This is a genomic window from Amycolatopsis sp. NPDC031561, from assembly GCF_055580625.1.
The window spans coordinates 143862-164884 of sequence record NZ_JBVILA010000002.1; the positions used below are offsets into that span (position 1 = coordinate 143862).

Genomic DNA, 21023 nt, shown 5'->3' on the forward strand with positions numbered 1-21023 from the left:
CGCTGACCGCTTGTCTGTGCTTGGCAGCGCTGGCAGTGCTGGCAGCGCTGTCATCGGAATGTCATGTGCCCCGCGCCAAAGTTGCCTCACCGACAACGGAAACGAGGGATTCGATGCTCAGCAACAAGGTGTACGTCATCGCCGGAGGCGTGATCACCGTCCTCTTCATCGTGCTCGCGATGGCCGAGTTCTCCACCGGCTACCCGGAGGACGGCCTGCAAGACCTGTTCTACGCCGCGTTGAGCGCCGGCGCCGGTGCCCTGCTGTACGTCCTCGACCGCCGTCAGCGCGAGCGCCGCGCCGCCGCGACGCAGCGTGATGCCCGATGAGGAACATCGACGGCGGCTTCCTCGCCACCCCGGACCAGGCCTCGCTCGACCGCCGCGAGCGGGACGTCCGCAAGGGCAAGCTCGCGCTGATGCTGACCGTCGCGGGCGGATTCGTCGCCCTGATCGCCGGTTACAACGTCCTCATGGAGTTCTCGCCGGTCTCGCTGGCGGTGACGATGATCGCGCTGGCCGTCGCCGTCGGTGGTGGCGTGCTCACCAAACACCTGATGCGGAACGTGCGGTTCCGGGTGCACAAGCCGAACGCGGGTCTGATCGGCGCCGCGAAACTCACCGGGCTCCTGGTGGCCTTCTTCGCGATCGCCGCCCTGCTCGGCTCGATCGAGGCGCCCGGCGCGCTGCGCGTCGTCCTGATCGCCGTCGGCTGCGGCACCATCGCCTACGTGAGGTCGCTGCACGATCAGCAGTGGGTGCTCTTCGAACTGGACGCGGTGGGTGTCCGGATCGAGCGGACCGTCGTCCCGTGGCGTGACGTCACCCGCCTCACCACCGACCCGGTCGGCCCCGGGATGACCCGGCTCGGCGCGATCCCGGTCAACGCGGCACCGCTGTACGTCGCGGTCCAGGACAACGAACTCGACCCGCGCCAGCTCGCCGAGGCCGTCGGCCGCTTCGCGCCGCAGGGGATCTTCTTGACCGGTACTCAGAACCCCGTCAATTGAGCGGCGCCGCGCATGCCGAGCCCTTGGCGGTACGGCCGGTCGAAGCCGGCACCGAGCCGCTCCCGCACGGTCGTCCGGAGCAGGGCGGCGTCCAGATCGACGGCGTACGCGGTGCCCCGCACGGTCACCGCGGCGCCGATCAGGACCGCCGCCCGCTCGGGGTCGCCCCGGAGCAGCGCGACCCCGGCGAGGCCTTCGACGGCGCAGGCCATGGTGGTGCTGTCATGCCAGTTGTCCGCCGAGACGAGCGCCAGCCGGTGGAGTTCCTCGGCCTGGTCGGCGTCACCTTCGGCGGCCGCGACCCAGCCCAGCGAGATCATCGCCCCGGCACGGACCCCCTCGGCCGCGAACGAACCACCGGGGCATTCCGAAAGCGCGAGCTCGCTCAGCGCGCGAGCCGCGGGCAGGTCGCCTTCGTGCCGGGCGAGGAACGCGAGCCCGATGTACCCGGTGGCCCGGCTTTCCGGCATCCCCGAGCGGCGCGCGATCGCGATGGCGAGGTCGAAATCCTCCCGCGCCCCCGCCGCGTCGCCGTGGAGCAGTTTGCTGGCGCCGCGACGGCACAGCAGATCCGCGTCGTCGTCGGACGCGCCGAGTTCCCGCATCAACCGGAGCGCTTCGTTCATCGTTTCGAGGGCTTCGGCCTGACGGTCCGTCCAGACCAAGATCTGTGACAGGTGATCGAGGACCATCGAAAGGCCCCAGCGCTCCCCGAGCTCCCGGAACGCCTTCTCCCCGGCGCGCAGGAACTCTTCCGCCGTCTCGAGTTCGCCTCGCATCAGCGCACGAAGCCCGTAGCCGGTCGGCGAAAGCGCCAGACTCCAGGCGTCGCTGTGCGCGAGGAGGGCCTGACTGCGTCTCATCAGCGCGTCGTCGTCACCGGGCGGGCCCGCCACCACCCCCATCAGCAGGAGCAGCGCCGGATTCCGGGGCGCCTTGGCCAGGTTGTTGTGCACCAGGTCCTTCACCGCCGGGACATGCCGTTCCAGGGCCTCGTGACCGCGAAGTCCGGCGACGGCGTTGAGCACGGAGAGCTGGTACTCCTCTTCGAGGCCGTCCGGTGGCCGCGGGCCGAGCCGCTTGACCACCTCCATGCTCAGCGTCGACCCCTCGAACCGGCGTCCGCGCATCCACCAGTACGTCACCAGTGAGGCCGAAAGCCGCAGAGCGATCCGGATGTCGGCTTCGGCAGCCCAGCGCAGGGCGGCCAGGACATCGTCGTAGGCGTCGTCGAGACGGTCGAGCCAGACGAGCTGGTCACCGGTGCGAAGGAGCGGGTCCGCCTCTTCGACGAGGGCGAGGAAGTGTTCGGCGTGCGCGCGCCGCAGCTGCTCGGCCTCGTCCGCTTCGATGAGCTTCTCGGCGAAGAACGCCCGGATGGTTTCGAGCATCCGATACCGGTTCCCGCCGCGTTCGACGAGCGATCTGTCCACAAGGGACGGAAGCAGGTCCTCGATGTCCGGCACGGTGCAGACCGCTTCGGCGTCGGCGAGGCTCGTGGCGCCGGCGAAGACGGTCAGGCGCCTGCCGAGCAGGCGTTCGTCCTCGTCGAGCAGGTCCCAGCTCCATTCGACGACGCCGCGCAGGGTGCGATGCCGGTCCTCGGCGACCCGGCTTCCCCGCGAGAGCAGCTTGAAGCGGTCGTCCAGCCTTGAGGCGATCTCGCCGACGGGCAGCGTCCGGACGCGAGCCGCGGCGAGTTCGATGGCCAGCGGCAGCCCGTCGAGCGCGGCGCAGATGCGCTGGACGTCGCCCGCGGTGGTGTCGTCGACGGTGAATCCCGGGTCGTTGGCCTGAGCCCGGTCGGCGAACAACCGGATGGCGGCGAACTCCAGCGACCGGCCGGGCGGCGTGCCCGGCGGCGGCACGGCGAGCCGCGGCACCGGGGTGACGACCTCGCCGGTGATGCCCAGCGGTTCCCGGCTGGTGGCGAGCACGCGCAGCGCCGGGGCCCCGCCGAGCAACCGGGCGGTCAGTTTCGCGGCGGCGCCGACCAGGTGCTCGCAGTTGTCGAGCACCAGCAGGAGCGCCCTGTCCGCGAGGGCGTCGATCAGCCGCTCCAGCGGCGCGTGCTCCACGGGGGCGGTGGCCGCCCCGATCGGGACCGTCCGCAGGCCGAGCGCGGTCAGCACGGCATGGGCGACAGTGGAGTCCTCGGCGTCCTCGGTGTAGGGCGCGAGTTCGACGAAGACCACCGGGAGGTCCGTCGCGGCGGCGGTCTCGATGGCCAGCCGCGTCTTACCGCTCCCGCCGGGACCGGTCAGCGTCACCAGCCGCGAGTGGTCGAGCTGGCCGAGCACGTGCCGCAGGTCGCCCTCGCGGCCGATGAAGCTGGTGAGCTGCGCGGGGAGCGGTGCGGTCGTGGTCTTGGCCTTCGGTGCCTCGCCGCGCAAAACGGCCAGATGTGCGGCGGCGAGATCCGGTCCTGGGTCGGCGCCGAGTTCGTCGGCGAGGACACGGCGGGCGTCTTCGAACGCGGTGAGCGCGTCGGCCTGGCGTCCCGCGGCGTACAGCGCGCGGATCAGCAGCGCCCGTGGCCGTTCCCGCAGCGGTTGGGCGGCGATGACCTCGCGAAGCTCGGCGAGGACGTCTTCGTGCCTTCCCAGCTTGAGTTCGGCCTCGACGCGATCCTCGACCGCGGACGTCTTCAGCTCGTTCAGCCTGGTGACCTGCGGATCGCGGAACGGCGCGTCGGTGATGTCCGCGAACGCCGGGCCCCGCCAGAGAGCGAGAGCGTCGCGAAGCAGCTCTGCCGCTTTCGCGGCGTCTCCCGCCGCGAGAGTGCGTCGGCCTTCGGCGGCGAGCCGCTCGAACCGGAGCGCGTCGACGTCGTCAGGGGCCACGGCCAGCCGGTAACCCGCCGGGCTGAACTCGACGGGCGCGAGGTCCTTCAGCGCCCCGCGCAGCCGCGAGACCTGCGATTGCAGTGCGTTCGCGGCGCCGTCCGGCGGCTGCTCGCCGTAGAGACCGTCGATGAGCCGCTCGGGCGGGACGACCCGGCCCGCCTCCAGCGCGAGCAACGCGAACAGCGTCCGGACCCTGGGCCCGCCGACCGGGACGGCGGTGCCGTCCTCGCGGCGCACCTCCGTCGCCCCCAGAACGCCGAATCGCATAAAGCAAACCCTAGAGCGTTGTTGACCTGGGCGGATCCAGCCCGCCCGAACTACGCCGATCGGCGTCTATACACTTCGCCGGGTCCCCACGCAATGGGAGAGGTATGTCTGAGCACGAACCCGTGGTCCTCGGTCAGCCGACCGTCGGCGAAGAAGAACTCGCCGCCGTGGCGGAGGTGTTCCGGTCCGGCTGGCTGGCCGGTGCCGGCCCCGCGTGCCGCCGCTTCGAGGAACGCTTCGCGAAGACCGTTGGCACCGCGCACGCGCTGACCACCAGCAACTGTGGCTCCGCACTCTTCCTCGGTCTGCGTGTACTCGGCGTGAAGCCGGGCGACGAGATCATCGTCGGCGACTACACGTTCCCCGCCACCGGCCACGCCGTGCTCCAGGCGGGTGCGACCCCGGTGTTCGCCGACATTCGCCCGGACGTGTGGAGCGCCGACCCGGCGTCGATCGAAGCCCTGATCACCCCGCGCACCGTCGGCATCCTCGCCGTCGACGTCGCCGGGCAGCCGGGTGACTTCGACGAGTACCGCGCGATCGCCGACAAGCACGGCCTGTGGCTCTTCGAAGACGCCGCCTGCGCCGCGGGCGCGACGTACAAGACCCGCCCCGCCGGCAGCCTCGCCGACCTGGCCGCGTTCTCCTTCCACGGCCGCAAGGGCATCACCGCGGGCGAAGGCGGCGCGCTGGTCTCGGACCGCGAAGACCTCATCGCGCACGCGCGCAAGCTGCACACCTACGGCATCGAGCCCGCCATCACCCGCGAGGGCTCCGGTGCCTTGCCGATCCCGGAGTTCCACGAGCTGGGCTACAACTTCCGGCTCTCGGACGTGCAGGCCGCGATCATGAACGTTCAGCTGGACCGGCTCCCGGACCTGCTCTCGGCCCGCCGTTCGGTGGCCAAGCGCTATCACGAGGCGTTCGAGAACCTGCCCGGTCTCGACGTCCCCGTGGAACTGCCCGACCGCGAACACCCGTGGCAGGCCTACATCCTCACCGTGGTCCCGGAGATCGACCGCGACGCGCTCGCGCTGCGGATCCGGGAGCAGGGCGTGCAGTGCAACTTCGGCACCTACGCCTCGCACCTCCAGCCCATCTACGGCAAGAAGCAGACCTTGCCGGTTTCGGCGGACCTCTTCGCCCGTCATCTCGCCATCCCGATGCACGCCAACCTCACCGATGACCAGGTCGACCGGGTCATCGGGACCGTCAGCGCCGCACTGCCGAGCTAGGAGAGAAATGCCCGACAAGAAGGTCCTCTTCACCGGGGGCGGCGGTTTCATCGCCGCGCACGTCATCCCGATGCTGATCGACGGCGGCTACACCGTCCGCGTCTTCGACAACATGACGCGTGGCGACCGCGCCAGGATCAACGAGTTCGTCGCCACCGGCAAGGTCGAACTGGTCGAGAAGGACGTGCGCTACGGCGGCGCCGTGCGTGAGGCCATGCGCGGCTGCACGCACGTGATCCACTTCGCCACCGTGTCGATCAACAAGTCGGTCGCCGACCCGCACGAGTCCATCGACATCAACATGGTCGGCAACCACAACGTCTTCGCCGCCGCGGCGGACGAAGGTGTCGAGCGGGTCGTGTTCGCGTCGACCGCGTCCGTCTACGGCGACCCGAAGCGGCTGCCGATGCACGAGGACGACGAGCTCAAGCCGCTCACGCCGTACTGCATCTCGAAGCGTGCGGGCGAGGACATGCTCGGCTTCTACGAGCGCACCAAGGGCCTGTCCTGGAACGCGCTGCGGTTCTTCAACGTGTACGGCCCCGGCCAGAAGATCGAGGCCTACTACACGTCGGTGATCAACCACTTCATCCAGCGCCTGCGCGCCGGCCAGCCGCCGATCATCGACGGCCGCGGCGACCAGTCGATGGACTTCGTGCACGTCACGGACCTGGCCCGCGCCGTCGTCGCTGCGCTGGAATCGGACCAGGCGAACGTGCCGATCAACATCGGCACCGGGATCGACACCTCGATCGCGACGCTGGCGAAGATCCTCATCGACGCCGTCGGCGTGAACGTCGAGCCGCTGTTCAACGAGCGCGACGTGCTCGTTTCGCGGCGTGCCGCGGACATCGCCCGTGCCCGCGAGGTCCTCGGCTGGGAGCCGAAGATCTCCGTGGAAGAGGGCATGTACGAGCTGGTCAAGGCCTCGGAGTGACTGCCGGGCCGGGGGAGAGCCGCGCAATGCGCATCGCGGTCGTGAACAACTTCTTCCCGCCGAGGGTGGGCGGAAGCGCGCACATGGCGGCGTCCCTGGCCGAGCAGTACGCGGCGCGCGGGCACGAGGTGCTCGCGATCACCGCGGCCTACGCCGACGCCCCGGCCGACGAGACGAAGGACGGCTATCGCGTCGTCCGCCTGCCCGCGGTGAAGATGCCGCAGCTGGGCCTGTCGATCGACTTCGACATGAGCTTCGCCTCGCTGCGGCCGGGGAACTGGCGGCGGCTGCGGAAGCTGCTGGACGAGTTCAAACCGGACGCGATCCACCTGCACGGGCAGTTCTTCGACCTGTCGTGGCTGGCCGGGCGGTACGCGCGGCGGCACAAGCTGCCGATGCTGCTGACCATCCACACCCTGCTGATCAGCGACAACAAGCTGTACGGCGGCGTTTTCCGGTTCCTGGACACCGTGCTGGTGAACCCGATCCTGCGCTACCTCAAGCCGCGGTACGTCATCCTCGACAAACTCGGCGTGGACTACTGCGTCGAGCGCTACGGCACGAGCGACGCGAACTCGGACTACTTCCCGATCGCCGTCGACACCGGGAACTTCGAGAAGCCGCTCACTCTCGATGTGCGTGCCGAACACAAGCTGGGCGACGGTCCGGTGATCGTCTCGCTCGGGCACGTGATCCCGCTGCGCAACCGGCTTCCGCTCGTCGAAGCGCTTCCGTCCATTTTGGACAAGCACCCCGAGGTGAAGGTGGTCGTCGTCGGCCGCGTGTACCACGACGTCTTCTTGAAGCGGGCGGAAGAACTCGGCGTCGTGGACGCCATCATCGTCACCGGCGCCGTGCCGAAGGCCGATGTGCCTTCGTACTTCGCGGCGGCCGACATCGTCACGCACGACCTCAACGGCGGCTGCGGCACCGCGTCGCTGGAGGCGATGCTCTCGGGCACCGCGACCATCGCGTCGGTCACCGAGGACAACTACCCCGGCATCGAACTGCGCAACGGCGAGAACATCCTGCTGGTGCGGCCGGACGACAGCGAGGCGGTGGCGAACACCGTCATCGAACTGCTCGACGACCCGGAGAAGCGGGCTTCGGTAGCGCAGCGGGAAAGCTCGATGGTGCGGGCCAACTTCGGCCTCGACGTCGTCGCCGAGGAACACCTGCGCACCTTCGAGAAACTGGTGACCGAGGCCGATGTTCTTCGATGACGAGCGCAGCAACCGGCTGCGCCCGCAGATCCTGACCGAACTCGTTTCGCAGTACATGAACGACGCCGAGCGCGCTCGTTTCTACGGACTGCCCGAGTCGACGCGGGTGCGTGAGCGCGTCAAGATCATCAGCCCCGAGAACCTGAAGATCGGCGAACACTGCTGGATCGGTGAGGGCGCCGCGCTCGACGCGAGCGGCGGGCTGGAGATCGGCGAGCACACCAGCATCGGCCTGAACACGCTGATCTTCACGCATTCCAGCTGGCTCGCGAACATGACGCTGCAGAACCACTCCGGCAGCGATCTCATCGAACGCAAACCGGTGAAAATCGGCAAGGGCTGCTTCATCGGCGGCCTCGTGGTGATCATGGCGGGCGTGACGATCGGCGATTTCGCCACCGTGCAGCCGAATTCCGTGGTCGCCAAGGACGTCCCGCCGCGCACCCTGGTCGCCGGAAACCCGGCGCGCGTGTTCCAGCGCTACGACGACGAGTACATCCAGTCCGAAGTGGAGCGTGTGCGCGGCGAGAACGCGCGGCGGCGCGCGCTGGCGGAGGAGCGCGGGGACACGTCGTCGTCCTGGGGCGCTCCGGCGGGCGACTTCACGGAGTAGTCAGAGGCGTTCCGCCAGCCTCTTGGCGATCGTCTCGTGGACGTCGGACCGGATCGTGCCGGAAAGGTCGACCAGCGCGACCCGGATCTGGCCGTGGGCGCGTTTGTAGACCACGGTCGTCACCCGCTGGTCCTTGCCGTCGCAGTACCACGCCGTTTCGCCGATTCCCGGCAACGGCGTCGGCGGTTTCGTGCACTCCTTCTTGGTCTCCGCCGCCATCGACGGCACCGACCAGCCCTGCTCCGCGACGACGCTCAGGTGGAAGCCGTCCGAGCGGTTGTAGTGGCACGCGTAATCGGTGATGCCGTCCTTTTCCTTCACCGCGGCTTCCTGCTGTCCCTCTTTCCAGCCGTAGATCGCGTCACCCATGATCTGCTGCACCTCGGTGAGCGGGAGGAACGGGCAGGCCGCCGTGATCTTGGCGGGTGACGCGGGCGGTGGAGGCGTCGTTGGCGTGGTGCTCGTGGCTTTGTTCGCTGACGTCGATGGAGGGGCCGATGATGGCGTCGGCGCCGGCTCGCCGCTACAGGCGGTGAGGAAAAGAAGTGTGCCGACGGACAAGAGCCCCCGGGTTCTTTTCATCGGTGAAATGTAGCGGACCTGCGGAAACATGGGGGATTTCCGCGGTGGTTCTTGCATGCGGGCAACTTCGCAGAGTGTTCTTTCGCTACCTTGTGTGATGGTACGGTTCTGGCGAAACCGTGGGAAGATGGTCTGGCGATCACGGGCGAAGGAGGAGTTCGATGAGTGTCGTGCACTGGCATCACCGCCTCGTGACCCTCGACGACTGGGCCGCGCTACCGGAAGACCCGGAGAACCGCGCTGAAGTCGTCGAAGGGGTCGTCGTCGTGTCGCCGCGTCCGTTGCTGGTCCATCAGTGGGCCGTCACGCGTCTGGGCTTTCTGCTCCATGACCAGTTGCCCGTCGGATTCAGCGCCTGGAGCGAGGCCGAGATGATCGTCGGCGTCGCTCCGCTCACCGTCCGGGTACCCGATGTGGTGGTGGCCAGAACAGAGATCATGGAAAGCAGTCCCGCTCGTGTTCCGGCCGACGCGGCGCGGTTGGTGATCGAGGTCCTGTCCGAGGGCACCGTCCGCACCGACCGGGTCACCAAGTTCTCCGAGTACGCCGAGGTCGGCATCGAGCACTACTGGATCGTCGACCTCGACGACCCGGCGAGCATGGTCACCTACCGCCTGGTCGACGGCGAGTACGAGAACTTCGGTGAGCACACCGGCAAGGTCGGTCTCGACTTCGACGGCACCCCGCTCACCCTCGACCTCGACGCGCTGACCACCCGCCACGCGCAGCGCCCCTGATCACAGCCTGTCGGCCAGCATTTTCGCCAGCGTCGCGTAGACGTCGCTCCTGGTGCTGTACATGTACAGCGTCGCGACCCGCGTTTCACCATGGCTGCGTTTCCCCGCGGTCACCAGGATGTCGAGATCCGGCCCGTCGGTGGGGATCGAACACCACAAGGCCTGCTCACCGATACCCGGAAGCTGCGTGATCGGCTGCTTGCATTCCTTCGCGAGCTTGTCGATCGTCGTGTGAGGCGGCTGGTTCCCGGGGATGGCCGCGACGAAGAGCTCCGCCGATTTCCCGTATTTCCCTTTGGGGTCCTCGAAAGCGCACCGGTAGGCCTTGCCGGTGCCGACCCGTTCGGCTTCGCCTTCGTTGGCGACCAGATCGTCTGATCTCCCGATCACTTGAAGGAACTCAGTCGGGCTCAGGACAGGGCAGGCCCGCGGTGATCTTGGCGAGCGGCGCCGGTGGCGCCGTGGTGGGGCTGGGTGGCGTGCTGCTGGCAGGCCGCGCCGAGGACGTCGGCGGTGCCGACGATGCGGGCGCTGCCGGCGCGGGCTCGGTCGCGGCGCCGCTCGAGCAGGCCGTGACGGCGAACAGCAGGAATGCGGTGGTGAGGGTCCCCCTCGATCTGTGCACGGCGTGAACTTAGCTGTTCAGGATGCTGGGCGATCAGCCAATTCTTCCTGAGCGATCAGGGGCGTTCTGCCAGCCTCTCGTAGACGTCGGACCGGGTCGTGCCGATGAGGTAGACCAGTGCGAACCTGATCTGGCCGTGTCCGCGTTTGTAGACCACCGTCGACATGAAGTCGCCCTCTACTTCGCAGTACCAGGCCGCATCGCCGATGCCCGGCAACATCGTCGGCGACTGCACGCACAGCTTCTTGGTCTGCGTCACCATCGACGGCACTGACTGTTCCTTCTCCGGAACGACGTGTAGGTACAGGCCGTTCACGCCGTTGTACTGGCACGCGTACTTGGTGATGCCGTCCTCTTCCTGTACCTCCGCCTCCTGCTGGCTCTTGCCCTGGCCCAACTCCGCGGTGCCCATGATCTGGTGGACCTCGGTGAGCGGGAGGAACGGACAGGCCTCCCTGATCATGGCGGGCGAGGCGGGTGGTGGCGGTGTCGTGGGAGTGGTGCTCGCGGGTTTGCTCACCGAGGTGGGCCACGGGGCCGACGGGGACGGCGGCGGCGCTGGCTCGCCGCTACAGGAGGTGACGAAAAAGAGCATGCCGACGAACAAGAGCCCCCAGGTTCTTTTCATCCTCGAAATGTAGCTGACCTGCGGAAACATCGGGGATTTCCGTGATGGTTCTTGCGTGGGGGCAACTTCGAAGAGTGCTCGTGCGTACTGGTCGAATGGAGACACTCGACGTCCCACCCACGACCCCACCGGGAACCATTGCCCTCCCGAGCCCGACTACTAGGCTCGACGGGGAGTTCCCGGCGAGGAGGGTGTCAGATGAGGTTCAACCGGTTCGGCGCGTCGCTACTGGTCGCGGGCATCGCCCTGCTGAGCGCCGCGACCCCGGCGCTGGCCCACTCGGAGCTGAAGAGCAGCGACCCCGCAAGGGGTGCTTCGCTGGCGACGCCGCCGACGCAGATCAAGCTGACCTTCTCCGGCCCGGTCACCCTCGCCGACGACCCGATCCAGATCACCGGACCCGAGAACGCGTCGTGGACGGTCGGCCGGGCGGAGGTCGCCGGGATGGTCGTCACGGCGCCGGTGCAGGCGGTCGGACCCGCCGGTGAGTACACCCTCCGCTACAAGGTGACCTTCGAGGACACGCACGCCGCGAGCGGCTCGGTGAAGTTCAACCTCAGCGCCCCGGTCGCGCCGCCGTCGTCCAGTAGTGCGACGGCGAGCAGCCAGGCGCAGGCCAGCAGCGCGGCACCCGCGGCCAGTGCCACGCCCGCTCCGGCGGCGGAGGAAACCACCCCCGACAACCTAGTGCCGACCTGGGTGTGGATCGTCCTCGCGGTCGCAGTGGTCGTCGCCGGGCTGGTCGTCGCGCTCCGCTTCGTCCGGCGCAAGAACGACTGAGGCATCCACTTCCCGGGTGATCTTCTTTGCCCTACCTCCCCGTGGTCGAAGATCATTCAAAGACCTCTACGGGAGAGCGCCCGAAAAGGTTGAGGCAACCTTTCAGGTGGTCAACCGTCGAACTGAGATGAGGACCAGGGTGGCTCGCGGCGATGACGAGTTCGTCGAGTTCGTGCGGAACTCGTCGAACCGTCTGCAGCACGCGGCCTACCTGCTGACCAGCGACCGCCATCAGGCCGAGGACGCCGCCCAGACGGCGCTCGCCAAGACGTACGCGGCCTGGTCGCGGGTGCGCCGCAAGGACGCCTACGCCTACGCGCGGCAGGTCCTCGTCAACCACATCATCGACGGCTGGCGGCGCCCCATTCGCGAGAACGCGACCGAGCAGATCCCCGAGCGGCCGAGCGGCGCGGACGTCGCCGGGGCCGTTGTCCAGCGGAAATGGCTGCTTGACGCGTTGCGTACGCTCACAGACCGGGAGAGAGCCGTCGTAGTGCTCCGGCACTTCTTCGATCTGAAGGAGTCCGATGTGGCCGGCGAGCTGGGTGTCTCGGTGGGCACCGTGAAGAGCACGAACTCCCGCGCCCTCACCAAGCTGCGGATCACCGCGGAGGACGGAACAGAACTGATCGGCGGGCTGGGACGATGACCGACCTCGAGTCGCTGCGCTCGGCACTGCGGGAACCGCCTGCCGAGGAGTTCGCCGAGCCCGACCTCGGCGCGATCATGACCAAGGGCAGGCGCATCCGCCGCCGTCGCCGTCTCGCGACCGGCGCGGGTGGCGTGGCCGCCGCGGTGGTGACGGTGCTGGTCATCGTCGGCGCCGTCGCGTTGAAGGAACCCTCGCAGCGCCCGCTGCCGCCCGCCGCGAGCACCCCGTCCGCACAGCCGCCGGTGGCGTCGGAGCCGATGGTCACCGAAGCCCCGTCGAAGACGAGCCCGGTACCGCTGGGCGAGACCACCTCGCTCGGGACGAAGGGCGAGGATGGCCGGGAGCTGGTGATCTACGCCTTCCCGATCGACGAGCCCGCGCTGCCGGGCGTCGAGTTCGGATTGCAGGTCGCCTACCGGAACGTCGACGGCAGCTACGAAGCGCTCTTGGGCAGCAACGAGTTCAAGGGGTCCGACCGGTCGTTCGGCTTCCACGCGGTGGACGGCGGCGACATCGTCCAGGACACCTTCGTGCCCGTGTTCGGTTACTTCGCCGGTCCGGCGACGCGGATCACCAGCACGGTCCGGGGAAAGCCGGTCGAGGCGAACGTGGTGCCCTGGAGCGGGGACCCGTCGGTCATGATCTTCTGGTTCTCCCCGTCGGACGTGGAGTCGACGGGCGTGCTGACCCCACTCGTCGCCTACGACGCGAGGGGCCAGCGCCTCACGAAGTGAGCGACCGATCTTCACCCGAGCCGAGGTGTGGTCGCCGGATTTCGGCGAAATAGGCCTTGACCGAGGACCGGTACAACCCGACGATGCCGAGCACCGTCCCCACGAGGGTTACCGCGTCGATCACGACGAGGACGATCCCCAGGCCTGACACCTGTACTTCGCCGCCCACCGTGGTGGCGCGCCCTGTCGCGTACAGATAGTCGACCACCGCGGCGATCACGGTGATCAGCAAGATGAGGCTCATGAGGCTCGCCGAAACGGTGACGGCCACCCGTGCCCAGTTCCGGCCCGCCCGGGTCACCACGCACAGTGCCATCTGGACGACGCCGAGCACGAGGAACCAGACGACGACCGGCGGATCCGAATCCTCCGGACGGAAGCGGGACCCGTCCGCGGCTTGCATGAAGGCGAGGATCGAGAACAGCCCCGAGGTGATCATCCACGTCAAGGCCGCCAGGGCCAGAACGGTCGTCGCACGCTTCAGGGTCTTGGGCACTCGCGGATGGTAGCCGTGCCCAGCCGGGACGGGTCCCGGGAAGGTCAGGCGGCGGCCTGGGTCAGCACCTGGTCGACGACGGCGTGCGACGGCAGGATCAGATCCCGCTCGACGTCGGCGTCGATCTTGCCTTCGAGCAGTTCGAGGAACCGGTCCAGCTGGGTCGCGAGCGGTTCGCGCGCGGTGACCAGTTCCGGGATCTCGATGACGGTCTGCTGCCGGTAGCCGAGGCCGTCCTCGGTGACCGAGTCGTGCGAGACGTGCCGGTAGATGGTGACGTCGCGGCGGAGCAGGTCGATCTCGATCATGCGGTCCAGTTCGGACACCCACAGCGAGCGGACCTTGCGCTGCCCGAGGCGGGACGCGGAAACCGTGGCGAGGCCGGACTCGAACGACAGCACCGTCTCGATGGTGTCTTCGGCGCCCTCGACCGAGTTCGGGTGGAAGTAGCCCGCTCCGGAGGCGACCCGCTGCGGGGTCGCGCCGCCGAAGAACTGGATCGCCAGGTCGACGTCGTGCACCAGCAGGTCCCACGCGACACCGGTCTTGATGCGCGGCGCGTACGGGCCGTGGCGGCGGGCCATCAGGTGGATCGGCTCGTTGACCAGCGCCCGCGCGGTCATCACGGCCGGGTTGTAGCGCTCCAGGAGCCCGCACATCAGCGGAACGTCCTTCTTCGCCGAGAGTCCGACGATCTCCTTGGAGAACTCGAGGCTGTTGCAGACCGGCTTCTCGACGAGCAACGGCTTGCCCTGGCCCAGGATCTCCTGCGCCAGCTCGTAATGCGCCTCGGTGGCCGAGGCGAGCACGACGGCGTCCACATCGGACAGCGAGCCGATTTCGGGCGTCCACTGGGTTTCGTAGCGCTCGGCGACCTTGCGGCCCGCCTCTTCGCGCGGGTCGATCACGCGGACGAGGTCCACGCGCTCGTTCGCGGCGAGGACACGGGCGTGCAGCGAACCCATGTTGCCGGTGCCGATGAGGGCGATCTTGTGCGTCGTCATGCGCCGAGAACCTCGCGAACCGTTTCGATGATGGTGTCCAGGTCGGACTCGGAGAGGTGCGGGTGCACGGGCAGCGAAAGCGCCTGCGCGGCGACGGAAGCGGCCACCGGGAAGTCCTCGACCTTCGCGTCGGGGATCAGCGGGTTGTTCCGGTAGCAGTCGTAGTCGAAGACGATCTTCGGGTAATAGATCCCGTTGCCGATGCCGCGTTCGGTGAGGGCGGCGGCGAGTTCGTCGCGCGAGAGGAACGCGTGCGGGCCGACCAGCACGGTGTACTGGTGCCACACGTGTTCGCGGCCCGGAAGGACCTGCGGGAGGTCCAGACCCGGCGTGCCGGCGAGGCCTTCGGAGAGGCGCTTCGCGTTGGCCTGGCGGGAGGCGGTGAGCTGGTCCAGCTTCTCCAGCTGCGGGATGCCGACGGCGGCGTGCAGGTCGGTCATCCGGTAGTTGTGCCCGGCGACCTCGTACTGGTAGCGGGCGCGCATGCCCTGGTTGCGCAGCACGCGCAGCGCGTCGGCCAGCTTGTCGTCATCCGTGGTGATGACGCCGCCCTCGGCGGTGGTGATGTTCTTGGTGGCGTACAAGGAGAAACAGCCGATCCCGAAGGATCCGGCCTGCTTGCCCTCGAAGGAGGCCCCGACGGCCTGCGCGGAGTCCTCGATCACCTTGAGGCCGTGCTCGGCGGCCAGCGGCGCGAGCTTGCCCATGTCCGCGGTCTGCCCGTAGAGGTGCACGGGCATCAGGACCTTGGTGCGGTCGGTGATCACGGCGGCGACGGCGTCCGGGTCGATCGCGAAGTCGTCGCGGCGGATGTCGGCGAAGCGGACGGTCGCGCCCGCCTCCAGGATCGCGTTCAGCGTCGCCACGAAGGTGAACGGCGAGGTGACGACCTCGTCGCCCGGCTTGAGGTCGAGCGCCTGGATGGCGGCGACCAGCGCGGTGGTGCCGTTGTTGACGGCGATCGCGTGCTTCGTGCCGGAAACGCTCGCGAACGCATCCTCGAAGCGCTTGACCATCGGTCCCTGTGCGATGGCGCCGGATCGCAGCACCTCGACGACGAGGTCCTCCGCGTCACGGACGTCGACCACGGTAATGGGGATCATCTGCAAGTCTCTCTCGACTGGGCGTTCTGGTGCGTCCGGTACAGTGAGCCGCCGGTTCTGCGCCCGGCCGCCCTCTCTGGCGCGGGCCACACGTTACCGGGACCGCCGAAGCGCCCATTACCCCAGGCTGCCTCCCAGCCACAACGAACGGATCTCACGTGGTGAACCGCATCCACCCGACAGCAGTCATCGGCGAGGGTGTCGAGCTCGGTGACGACAACGTCATCGGACCGTTCACGGTCATCGTGGGCCCGGCACGGATCGGTGACGGCAACTGGATCGGCCCGCACGTGACCATCGGGACCCCCGGCGAGGACCGCGGCCGTGAGCACCCCGCCGCCTGGGACTCCGCGCCGAACGGTGATCCCGATCACGACGGGCACGGCGTCGTCATCGGCAGCCGCAACCGGATCCGCGAGTACGTCAGCGTCCACCAGGGCACCTGGCGCACGACCACCATCGGCGACGGCGGCTACTTCCTCCGCGGCTCCCACATCGCCCACGATTGCCTGGTCGAGGACGCCGTCACGGTCGCGTCGAACGTGATCACCGGTGGCCACTGCCACATCTGGGCCGGGGCGAACCTCGGCATGGGCGCGATCCTGCACCAGCGGGTCGTGATCGGCCCCGGTGCGATGGTCGGGATGAGCTCCGCGGTCCGCAAGGAGGTGGGCGCGTTCACCATCGCCGTCGGCAACCCCGCGCGGGTGACCGGCGTCAATACCGTCGGGCTGTCCCGCCGCGGGCTGGACGAGGCCACCATCGAGGCACTGGGACCGTGGCTGAAGGGTAAGGGCGGTCTCCCTGAGGACGGGCTGGCCGACCGGCTGCCCGGCGACCTCTCTACCTTGGTGAAGGCGTGGGACGCCCGTCCGCGCGAGTGAGTGCTAGGAGTTCAACGATGGCGGAAGTCGCCGGCAAGCTGCGTGAGGTCTTCGTCGAGGCGCTTGACCTCGATGGCGAGGTCGACGTCGAAAACTTGAAGTACCGCGACATCGAGGCCTGGGACTCGGTGGGGCACATGGCGCTGGTCGCGGCCATCGAGGACGAGTTCGAGGTGGAATTCGACACCGACCAGGTGATCGACATGTCGAGCTTCAAGGTCGCCGTCGACATGGTCACCGACCTCCAGTCCAAGTGATGCTGGACGGCAAGGTCGCCCTGGTCACCGGCGGTACCCGGGGGATCGGGCTGGCCACCGCGCGGGCGCTCGCCGAGGCGGGCGCCACCGTCGTGCTGACCGGTCGTGACGAGGCGAAGGCCAAGGAAGCGGCCGCGGCGGCGGGTGCCGCGAGCGGGCTCGCCCTGGACGTCACCGACGCCAAGGCCGTGTCGACGGTGGTCCGCGGCGTGGCCAAGGAGCACGGCAAGCTCGACATCGTGGTCGCCAACGCCGGGATCATGGAGGACGCGCTCCTCGGCATGATCCGCGACGAACTGATCGACACCACGCTGAGCACGAACGTCGCGGGCACGCTGCACACCGTCCAGGCCGCGGCCAGGGCGATGATGCGCAAGAAGACCGGCGCGATCGTGGTGCTGGCCTCGATCGTCGGCGAGCACGGAAGTGCTGGTCAGACCGTGTACGCGGCCTCGAAGGCGGCGGTGGCGAACATCGCGCGTTCGGCCGCGAAGGAACTCGGCCGGTCCGGGATCCGGGTCAACGCGGTGGCGCCCGGCGTCATCGACACCGACCTGACCTCGGGGCTGACCGAGGATGCCAAGGCCGAGAACATCGGCAAGACGCCCCTCGGACGGCTCGGGACGCCCGAGGACGTGGCGAACGCGATCCGGTTCCTGGTCAGTGATGACGCCGCGTTCATCACGGGGCAGGTGCTGGGCATCGACGGAGGACTTGTTCTCTAATGACCCTTTTGGGTGTGGGCGCACGACTGATAGACGTCACGAGCGGCAAGACGCTCGCGGGCGAGGAACTCGACACCGAGGTCGCCCGCGTGGGGACCGCGTTGTCGCTGCTGCCGCCCGGTGCGCTGTTCGCGCGGATGGCGGTGGACCTGCCCAGCGTGCTGAACTACCTCGGCGCGTTCGAGGCGGGCCGCGCGATCGCGCTGATCGACCCGGCGCTCGACGCCGACGTCCTGGCGGGGCTCATCGAGCGCTTCCGCCCGGCCGCCGTGCTGTCCGCGCCGGACGCGCCCGCACCCGAGGGCTACGGCGTCTCCGACGGGCACTGGGTCCGGGAGTCCGCCGAAGGGGTCGAGCCGCATCCCCACCTGGCCGTCCTCCTGCCGACCAGCGGTTCCACCGGAAACCCGAAGCTGGTCCGGCTCTCTCGTGGCGCGGTGTTCGCCAACGCCGACGCGATCGCGCAGGTGCTCGGCATCGACCGTGACGAGGTCGCGCCGACCAGCCTCCCGCTGCACTACAGCTACGGCCTGTCCGTGCTGAACTCCCACCTCGTCCGCGGCGCGACCGTGGTCATCGAGCCCTCCGGGGTGCTCGGGCGCGGCTTCTGGGACGCGGTCAACGAGTACGAGGTGACGTCGCTCGCCGGGGTCCCGTATCACTACGAGATGCTGCGGCGCCTCAAGTTCGACCCGGCGAAGTACCCGACGCTGCGCACGCTGACCCAGGCGGGCGGCAAGCTCCGCGACGACCTCGTCGCCCAGTTCAACGACAAGATCCGCGCGGTCGGCGGGCGGATGTTCGTCATGTACGGGCAGACCGAGGCCGCGCCGCGGATGACCACCGTCCCGGCGGAACGGCTCGCGGAAAAGCTCGGTTCCGCCGGGCCCGCGCTGCCCGGCGGCTCGTTCGCCGTCCGGCGCGAGGACGGCTCCGAGACCAAGCACCCGAAGATCGTCGGCGAGGTCGTGTACCGCGGGCCCAACGTGATGATGGGCTACGCCGACGACGAGGCCGGGCTGGCCGCGGGCGACGAATGGGGCGGCGTGCTGCCCACCGGCGACCTCGGCTACCTCGACGAGGACGGGTTCCTCTACATCACCGGACGGCTCAAGCGGATCGGCAAGGTCTTCGGCAACCGGGTCAGCCTGGATGATCTCGAGCACGCCGTGCGTTCTGCTTCGGTGGGGATCGACGTCGTGGCCGCCGTCCCGGCCGGGGACAAGGTCGTCCTGTTCGCCGAAGGGGCGGACAAAGATATGTGCAAGGACGCCGCGAAGGCGCTGTCCGAGCGGCTCCACCTGCACACCAGCGGGTTCGACGTCCGCGCATGCGACACCGTGCCGCTGCTGGCCAGCGGCAAGATCGACTACCGGTCGCTGGAGGCCCAGGTATGAGTGTGTTCACGCTTTCGCAGGCTGAGCGCGAGAAGTCACTGCTTCCGCAGCTGGCCGAGCTCACCGCGCACCACCGCGAGAACTCCGAAGGTTACGACCGGATCCTCTCGTCGCTGGGCATCGCGCGGGACGCTTCGTTCTCTTCGATCGCGGACCTGCCGTGGCTGCCGGTGCGGATGTTCAAGACGCACGACCTCCGGTCCATTCCGGAGTCCGAGATCTTCAAGACGCTGACGTCGTCGGGCACCACCGGCGCGGGCGCGTCGCGGATCTACCTGGACAAGGCCGCCGCCGGCGCGCAGACCAAACAGCTCGGCGCGACGCTGCAGGAGGTCCTCGGCGGTGAGCGGCTGCCGATGCTGATGGTCGACACCATCGGCATCATCAAGAACCGCCGCTCGTTCTCCGCGCGCGGCGCCGGAGTGCTGGGCATGGCCAACTTCGGCCGCAAGCACACCTACGTGCTCGACGAGAACGATGAGCCGGACGTCGAGGCGGTCAAGACCTTCCTCGCGACCTACGGCGACAAGCCGTTCCTGATCTTCGGGTTCACCTTCATGGTGTGGCAGTACCTGTACGAGGTCGCGCGTGAGCACGAGCTCGACCTGTCGAACGGGATCCTGATCCACTCGGGCGGCTGGAAGAAGCTGATCGACCGCGCGGTCGACAACACCGAGTTCCGCCGCCGCTTCAAAGAGGACACCGGGCTCACCCGGATCCACAACTACTACGGGATGATCGAGCAGATCGGCACCGTGTTCCTCGAAGGACCGTCCGGGAACTCGTTGTACTGCCCCGATTTCGCCGATGTCGTGATCCGGAACCCGGAAACCTGGGAAGAACAGCCGGTCGGAGCGCCCGGCGTGATCGAGGTCGTCAGCACGCTGCCGCACTCGTATCCGGGACACGTCCTGCTCACCGAGGACCTCGGTGTCTACAACGGAATCGACGACGGCGACTGGCCGGGCAAGCACTTCTCGGTCATGGGCAGGCTGCCCAAGGCCGAAGCCCGCGGTTGCTCGGACACCTTCCAGGGAGCGGCGGCATGACCCTCAACCAGCGTTTCCCGCTTTCGGACGGCATCGAGGTCGACAAGCTCGTCGAAGAGCTGCGTGCCGAGCCCGTCGGTGGACGGCTTCGCGTCGGAGACCCGCGCGTCGTCGAGTTCCTGACGAAGTTCGCGCGCAAGCTGCTCGCGCCCGCGACGGCCCGCCGCTTCCCCGAGCTGGCCTCGCTCGGTTTCTTCCTGCGCAAGGGAGAGATCGCCAAGGCTCTGTCCACTTTGGAAACTTCCGGCGACGCGCTGCGATTCCCTCGCGGACTGGTCTTCCACGTGCCGCCCGCCAACGTCGACACGATCTTCGTGTACTCGTGGGCGCTTTCCGCGCTGGCGGGCAACCACAACGTCGTCCGCGTGTCCTCGCGTTCGGCCGGTGCCGCCGAAACGGTGCTGGAGGCACTGAACGCCGCACTGTCCGAAGTGGACTCCGACACCGCCGCCGCGATCACCGCGACGCAGCGGATGGTCACCTACGACCGCAGTGACGCGATCAGCGGTGCGTTGTCGGTCGCCGCGGACCTGCGGGTCATCTGGGGCGGCGACGCCTCGGTCGCGGCGCTGCGCAAGTACCCGCTGGCGCCGCACGCGCGCGACCTGACCTTCCCGGACCGGTCTTCGTTCGCGGTCGCTTCGGTGCGTGGCTGGCACGAGGCCTCCGAGACCGAGCGCCGCGGTGCCGCCGAAGGGTTCTACAACGACTCGTACTGGTTCGACCAGGCCGCCTGCTCGTCGCCGCGCGCGGTGTTCTGGGTCGGTGACGAAGCGGGCGCGAAGGCCGCCGGGCAGGAGTTCCGGAAGCTGCTCGCCGAGGTCCTGGCGAAGAAACAGCACGTCACCGAGCCCGCGATGGCCGTCCAGAAGCGGGTTTCGGCGTACGGCGCGGCCGTCGACGGGCTCGTCAACGGCATCGAGTTCCAGGGCAACGGCATCGCGACGCTCGAACTGGCCGACCCCGCGATCCTCCCGCGCGAATGGCTCGGCGCGGGCACTTTCGCCAACGCGCGGGTCGACACGCTTTCCGACCTCGTCCCGATCGTGCTCCGCAAAGATCAAACCGTCGGTCAATTCGGCTTCAGCAAAGAAGAATTGACGCAATTCGTGACGGAATTGGCGGGGCGCGGCGTCGACCGTGTCGTTCCCTTCGGATCGGCCCTGACGTTCTCCGCGATTTGGGACGGCTACGATCTGCTGACCGAGTTCAGCCGCTTGGTGACCGTACAGGCCTGACC

24 protein-coding genes are annotated in these 21023 nt (G+C 68.5%); 17 read left to right on the plus strand and 7 right to left on the minus strand.

The window, feature by feature from the left end:
• Window positions 1-113 precede the first annotated feature (113 nt).
• Together ACZ5IK_RS06165 and ACZ5IK_RS06170 are read left to right on the plus strand one after the other, a co-directional pair.
• Complete coding sequence (locus ACZ5IK_RS06165) at window positions 114-329, plus strand: hypothetical protein (RefSeq protein WP_465486809.1); 216 nt, start codon at window positions 114-116, stop codon at window positions 327-329.
• The gene (locus tag ACZ5IK_RS06170; RefSeq protein ID WP_465486810.1) at window positions 326-1009 is read left to right on the plus strand and encodes a hypothetical protein; all 684 of its coding nucleotides are present in this window, start codon (window positions 326-328) and stop codon (window positions 1007-1009) included. The genes ACZ5IK_RS06165 and ACZ5IK_RS06170 overlap by 4 nt, the downstream gene beginning before the upstream one ends.
• On the opposite strand, the gene ACZ5IK_RS06175 is transcribed toward ACZ5IK_RS06170, so the two are convergent.
• Window positions 991-4122: an AfsR/SARP family transcriptional regulator gene (locus tag ACZ5IK_RS06175; RefSeq protein ID WP_465486811.1), complete on the minus strand. Its 3132-nt coding sequence runs from the start codon at window positions 4120-4122 to the stop codon at window positions 991-993. The two genes, ACZ5IK_RS06170 and ACZ5IK_RS06175, sit on opposite strands and share 19 nt — an antisense overlap.
• A gap of 104 nt (window positions 4123-4226) precedes the next feature.
• On the opposite strand from ACZ5IK_RS06175, the gene ACZ5IK_RS06180 reads away from it, so the two are divergent.
• From ACZ5IK_RS06180 to ACZ5IK_RS06195, 4 genes are read left to right on the plus strand one after another with little or no spacing between them, the layout of a single operon-like run.
• Entirely contained in the window at window positions 4227-5357 is a 1131-nt protein-coding gene (locus ACZ5IK_RS06180) for a DegT/DnrJ/EryC1/StrS family aminotransferase (protein ID WP_465486812.1), read from the plus strand.
• A 7-nt stretch (window positions 5358-5364) separates the two neighbouring features.
• Window positions 5365-6294, plus strand: a complete 930-nt coding sequence (locus ACZ5IK_RS06185; RefSeq protein WP_465486813.1) for an NAD-dependent epimerase/dehydratase family protein — start codon at window positions 5365-5367, stop codon at window positions 6292-6294.
• A gap of 26 nt (window positions 6295-6320) precedes the next feature.
• Window positions 6321-7517: a glycosyltransferase family 4 protein gene (locus ACZ5IK_RS06190; protein WP_465486814.1), complete on the plus strand. Its 1197-nt coding sequence runs from the start codon at window positions 6321-6323 to the stop codon at window positions 7515-7517.
• Window positions 7504-8130, plus strand: coding sequence for an acyltransferase (locus ACZ5IK_RS06195; RefSeq protein ID WP_101611763.1), 627 nt, complete (start codon window positions 7504-7506; stop codon window positions 8128-8130). The genes ACZ5IK_RS06190 and ACZ5IK_RS06195 overlap by 14 nt, the downstream gene beginning before the upstream one ends.
• Here ACZ5IK_RS06195 and ACZ5IK_RS06200 read toward each other — a convergent pair whose 3' ends face one another.
• The gene (locus ACZ5IK_RS06200; protein WP_465486815.1) at window positions 8131-8499 is read right to left on the minus strand and encodes a hypothetical protein; all 369 of its coding nucleotides are present in this window, start codon (window positions 8497-8499) and stop codon (window positions 8131-8133) included. It abuts the gene before it with no gap.
• 374 nt (window positions 8500-8873) lie between these two features.
• On the opposite strand from ACZ5IK_RS06200, the gene ACZ5IK_RS06205 reads away from it, so the two are divergent.
• Entirely contained in the window at window positions 8874-9449 is a 576-nt protein-coding gene (locus tag ACZ5IK_RS06205) for a Uma2 family endonuclease (protein ID WP_465486816.1), read from the plus strand.
• Here the strand turns inward: ACZ5IK_RS06205 and ACZ5IK_RS06210 are convergent, their stop codons facing one another.
• The gene (locus tag ACZ5IK_RS06210) at window positions 9450-9839 is read right to left on the minus strand and encodes a hypothetical protein (protein ID WP_465486817.1); all 390 of its coding nucleotides are present in this window, start codon (window positions 9837-9839) and stop codon (window positions 9450-9452) included.
• A gap of 41 nt (window positions 9840-9880) precedes the next feature.
• Between ACZ5IK_RS06210 and ACZ5IK_RS06215 the strand changes: the two genes are divergently transcribed.
• Window positions 9881-10081, plus strand: coding sequence for a hypothetical protein (locus tag ACZ5IK_RS06215; RefSeq protein ID WP_465486818.1), 201 nt, complete (start codon window positions 9881-9883; stop codon window positions 10079-10081).
• A 48-nt stretch (window positions 10082-10129) separates the two neighbouring features.
• On the opposite strand, the gene ACZ5IK_RS06220 is transcribed toward ACZ5IK_RS06215, so the two are convergent.
• Window positions 10130-10702: a hypothetical protein gene (locus ACZ5IK_RS06220; RefSeq protein WP_465486819.1), complete on the minus strand. Its 573-nt coding sequence runs from the start codon at window positions 10700-10702 to the stop codon at window positions 10130-10132.
• 198 nt (window positions 10703-10900) lie between these two features.
• Here ACZ5IK_RS06220 and ACZ5IK_RS06225 point away from each other — a divergent pair, with 198 nt between their 5' ends.
• The 3 genes from ACZ5IK_RS06225 (at window position 10901) to ACZ5IK_RS06235 (ending at window position 12868) form a co-directional block, all read left to right on the plus strand.
• A complete protein-coding gene (locus ACZ5IK_RS06225) occupies window positions 10901-11482 on the plus strand; it encodes a copper resistance CopC family protein (RefSeq protein ID WP_465486820.1) in 582 nt (193 codons plus the stop codon).
• A 139-nt stretch (window positions 11483-11621) separates the two neighbouring features.
• Window positions 11622-12131 carry a SigE family RNA polymerase sigma factor gene (locus ACZ5IK_RS06230; RefSeq protein WP_465486821.1) on the plus strand — a complete coding sequence of 170 codons (510 nt, stop codon included), beginning with the start codon at window positions 11622-11624 and terminating at the stop codon, window positions 12129-12131.
• On the plus strand, window positions 12128-12868 hold the full coding sequence (locus ACZ5IK_RS06235) for a hypothetical protein (RefSeq protein WP_465486822.1): 741 nt from the start codon (window positions 12128-12130) through the stop codon (window positions 12866-12868). The genes ACZ5IK_RS06230 and ACZ5IK_RS06235 overlap by 4 nt, the downstream gene beginning before the upstream one ends.
• Here the strand turns inward: ACZ5IK_RS06235 and ACZ5IK_RS06240 are convergent.
• From ACZ5IK_RS06240 to ACZ5IK_RS06250, 3 genes are read right to left on the minus strand one after another with little or no spacing between them, the layout of a single operon-like run.
• On the minus strand, window positions 12858-13364 hold the full coding sequence (locus ACZ5IK_RS06240) for a hypothetical protein (protein WP_465486823.1): 507 nt from the start codon (window positions 13362-13364) through the stop codon (window positions 12858-12860). The two genes, ACZ5IK_RS06235 and ACZ5IK_RS06240, sit on opposite strands and share 11 nt — an antisense overlap.
• 44 nt (window positions 13365-13408) lie before the next feature.
• A complete protein-coding gene (locus tag ACZ5IK_RS06245) occupies window positions 13409-14368 on the minus strand; it encodes a Gfo/Idh/MocA family protein (protein WP_465486824.1) in 960 nt (319 codons plus the stop codon).
• The gene (locus ACZ5IK_RS06250; RefSeq protein WP_465486825.1) at window positions 14365-15471 is read right to left on the minus strand and encodes a DegT/DnrJ/EryC1/StrS family aminotransferase; all 1107 of its coding nucleotides are present in this window, start codon (window positions 15469-15471) and stop codon (window positions 14365-14367) included. The genes ACZ5IK_RS06245 and ACZ5IK_RS06250 overlap by 4 nt, the downstream gene beginning before the upstream one ends.
• 158 nt (window positions 15472-15629) lie before the next feature.
• Between ACZ5IK_RS06250 and ACZ5IK_RS06255 the strand changes: the two genes are divergently transcribed.
• Genes ACZ5IK_RS06255 through ACZ5IK_RS06280 form a run of 6 tightly spaced genes read left to right on the plus strand, consistent with a single transcriptional unit; the run spans window position 15630 to window position 21021 of the window.
• Window positions 15630-16355 (plus strand): UDP-N-acetylglucosamine acyltransferase, encoded by a 726-nt coding sequence (locus tag ACZ5IK_RS06255; RefSeq protein ID WP_465486826.1) that lies wholly within the window; start codon window positions 15630-15632, stop codon window positions 16353-16355.
• 17 nt (window positions 16356-16372) lie between these two features.
• Complete coding sequence (locus ACZ5IK_RS06260) at window positions 16373-16612, plus strand: acyl carrier protein (RefSeq protein ID WP_101611778.1); 240 nt, start codon at window positions 16373-16375, stop codon at window positions 16610-16612.
• On the plus strand, window positions 16612-17337 hold the full coding sequence (locus ACZ5IK_RS06265; RefSeq protein ID WP_465486827.1) for an SDR family NAD(P)-dependent oxidoreductase: 726 nt from the start codon (window positions 16612-16614) through the stop codon (window positions 17335-17337). The genes ACZ5IK_RS06260 and ACZ5IK_RS06265 overlap by 1 nt, the downstream gene beginning before the upstream one ends.
• Window positions 17337-18734: an AMP-binding protein gene (locus ACZ5IK_RS06270; RefSeq protein ID WP_465486828.1), complete on the plus strand. Its 1398-nt coding sequence runs from the start codon at window positions 17337-17339 to the stop codon at window positions 18732-18734. Before ACZ5IK_RS06265 ends, ACZ5IK_RS06270 begins: the two co-directional genes overlap by 1 nt.
• Entirely contained in the window at window positions 18731-19783 is a 1053-nt protein-coding gene (locus tag ACZ5IK_RS06275) for a LuxE/PaaK family acyltransferase (RefSeq protein ID WP_465486829.1), read from the plus strand. Before ACZ5IK_RS06270 ends, ACZ5IK_RS06275 begins: the two co-directional genes overlap by 4 nt.
• Window positions 19780-21021 carry an acyl-CoA reductase gene (locus ACZ5IK_RS06280; protein WP_465486830.1) on the plus strand — a complete coding sequence of 414 codons (1242 nt, stop codon included), beginning with the start codon at window positions 19780-19782 and terminating at the stop codon, window positions 21019-21021. Before ACZ5IK_RS06275 ends, ACZ5IK_RS06280 begins: the two co-directional genes overlap by 4 nt.
• The last annotated feature ends 2 nt before the right edge of the window (window positions 21022-21023 follow it).

Excerpts from the sequence above, each read along its gene's own strand:
- ACZ5IK_RS06165 (WP_465486809.1), top strand. The coding sequence starts at position 114 with ATGCTCAGCAACAAGGTGTACGTCATCGCCGGAGGCGTGATCACCGTC.
- ACZ5IK_RS06170 (WP_465486810.1), top strand. The coding sequence starts at position 326 with ATGAGGAACATCGACGGCGGCTTCCTCGCCACCCCGGACCAGGCCTCG.
- ACZ5IK_RS06175 (WP_465486811.1), bottom strand. The coding sequence starts at position 4,122 with ATGCGATTCGGCGTTCTGGGGGCGACGGAGGTGCGCCGCGAGGACGGC.
- ACZ5IK_RS06180 (WP_465486812.1), top strand. The coding sequence starts at position 4,227 with ATGTCTGAGCACGAACCCGTGGTCCTCGGTCAGCCGACCGTCGGCGAA.
- ACZ5IK_RS06185 (WP_465486813.1), top strand. The coding sequence starts at position 5,365 with ATGCCCGACAAGAAGGTCCTCTTCACCGGGGGCGGCGGTTTCATCGCC.
- ACZ5IK_RS06190 (WP_465486814.1), top strand. The coding sequence starts at position 6,321 with ATGCGCATCGCGGTCGTGAACAACTTCTTCCCGCCGAGGGTGGGCGGA.
- ACZ5IK_RS06195 (WP_101611763.1), top strand. The coding sequence starts at position 7,504 with ATGTTCTTCGATGACGAGCGCAGCAACCGGCTGCGCCCGCAGATCCTG.
- ACZ5IK_RS06200 (WP_465486815.1), bottom strand. The coding sequence starts at position 8,499 with ATGGGTGACGCGATCTACGGCTGGAAAGAGGGACAGCAGGAAGCCGCG.
- ACZ5IK_RS06205 (WP_465486816.1), top strand. The coding sequence starts at position 8,874 with ATGAGTGTCGTGCACTGGCATCACCGCCTCGTGACCCTCGACGACTGG.
- ACZ5IK_RS06220 (WP_465486819.1), bottom strand. The coding sequence starts at position 10,702 with ATGAAAAGAACCTGGGGGCTCTTGTTCGTCGGCATGCTCTTTTTCGTC.
- ACZ5IK_RS06225 (WP_465486820.1), top strand. The coding sequence starts at position 10,901 with ATGAGGTTCAACCGGTTCGGCGCGTCGCTACTGGTCGCGGGCATCGCC.
- ACZ5IK_RS06235 (WP_465486822.1), top strand. The coding sequence starts at position 12,128 with ATGACCGACCTCGAGTCGCTGCGCTCGGCACTGCGGGAACCGCCTGCC.
- ACZ5IK_RS06245 (WP_465486824.1), bottom strand. The coding sequence starts at position 14,368 with ATGACGACGCACAAGATCGCCCTCATCGGCACCGGCAACATGGGTTCG.
- ACZ5IK_RS06250 (WP_465486825.1), bottom strand. The coding sequence starts at position 15,471 with ATGATCCCCATTACCGTGGTCGACGTCCGTGACGCGGAGGACCTCGTC.
- ACZ5IK_RS06260 (WP_101611778.1), top strand. The coding sequence starts at position 16,373 with ATGGCGGAAGTCGCCGGCAAGCTGCGTGAGGTCTTCGTCGAGGCGCTT.
- ACZ5IK_RS06265 (WP_465486827.1), top strand. The coding sequence starts at position 16,612 with ATGCTGGACGGCAAGGTCGCCCTGGTCACCGGCGGTACCCGGGGGATC.
- ACZ5IK_RS06270 (WP_465486828.1), top strand. The coding sequence starts at position 17,337 with ATGACCCTTTTGGGTGTGGGCGCACGACTGATAGACGTCACGAGCGGC.
- ACZ5IK_RS06275 (WP_465486829.1), top strand. The coding sequence starts at position 18,731 with ATGAGTGTGTTCACGCTTTCGCAGGCTGAGCGCGAGAAGTCACTGCTT.
- ACZ5IK_RS06280 (WP_465486830.1), top strand. The coding sequence starts at position 19,780 with ATGACCCTCAACCAGCGTTTCCCGCTTTCGGACGGCATCGAGGTCGAC.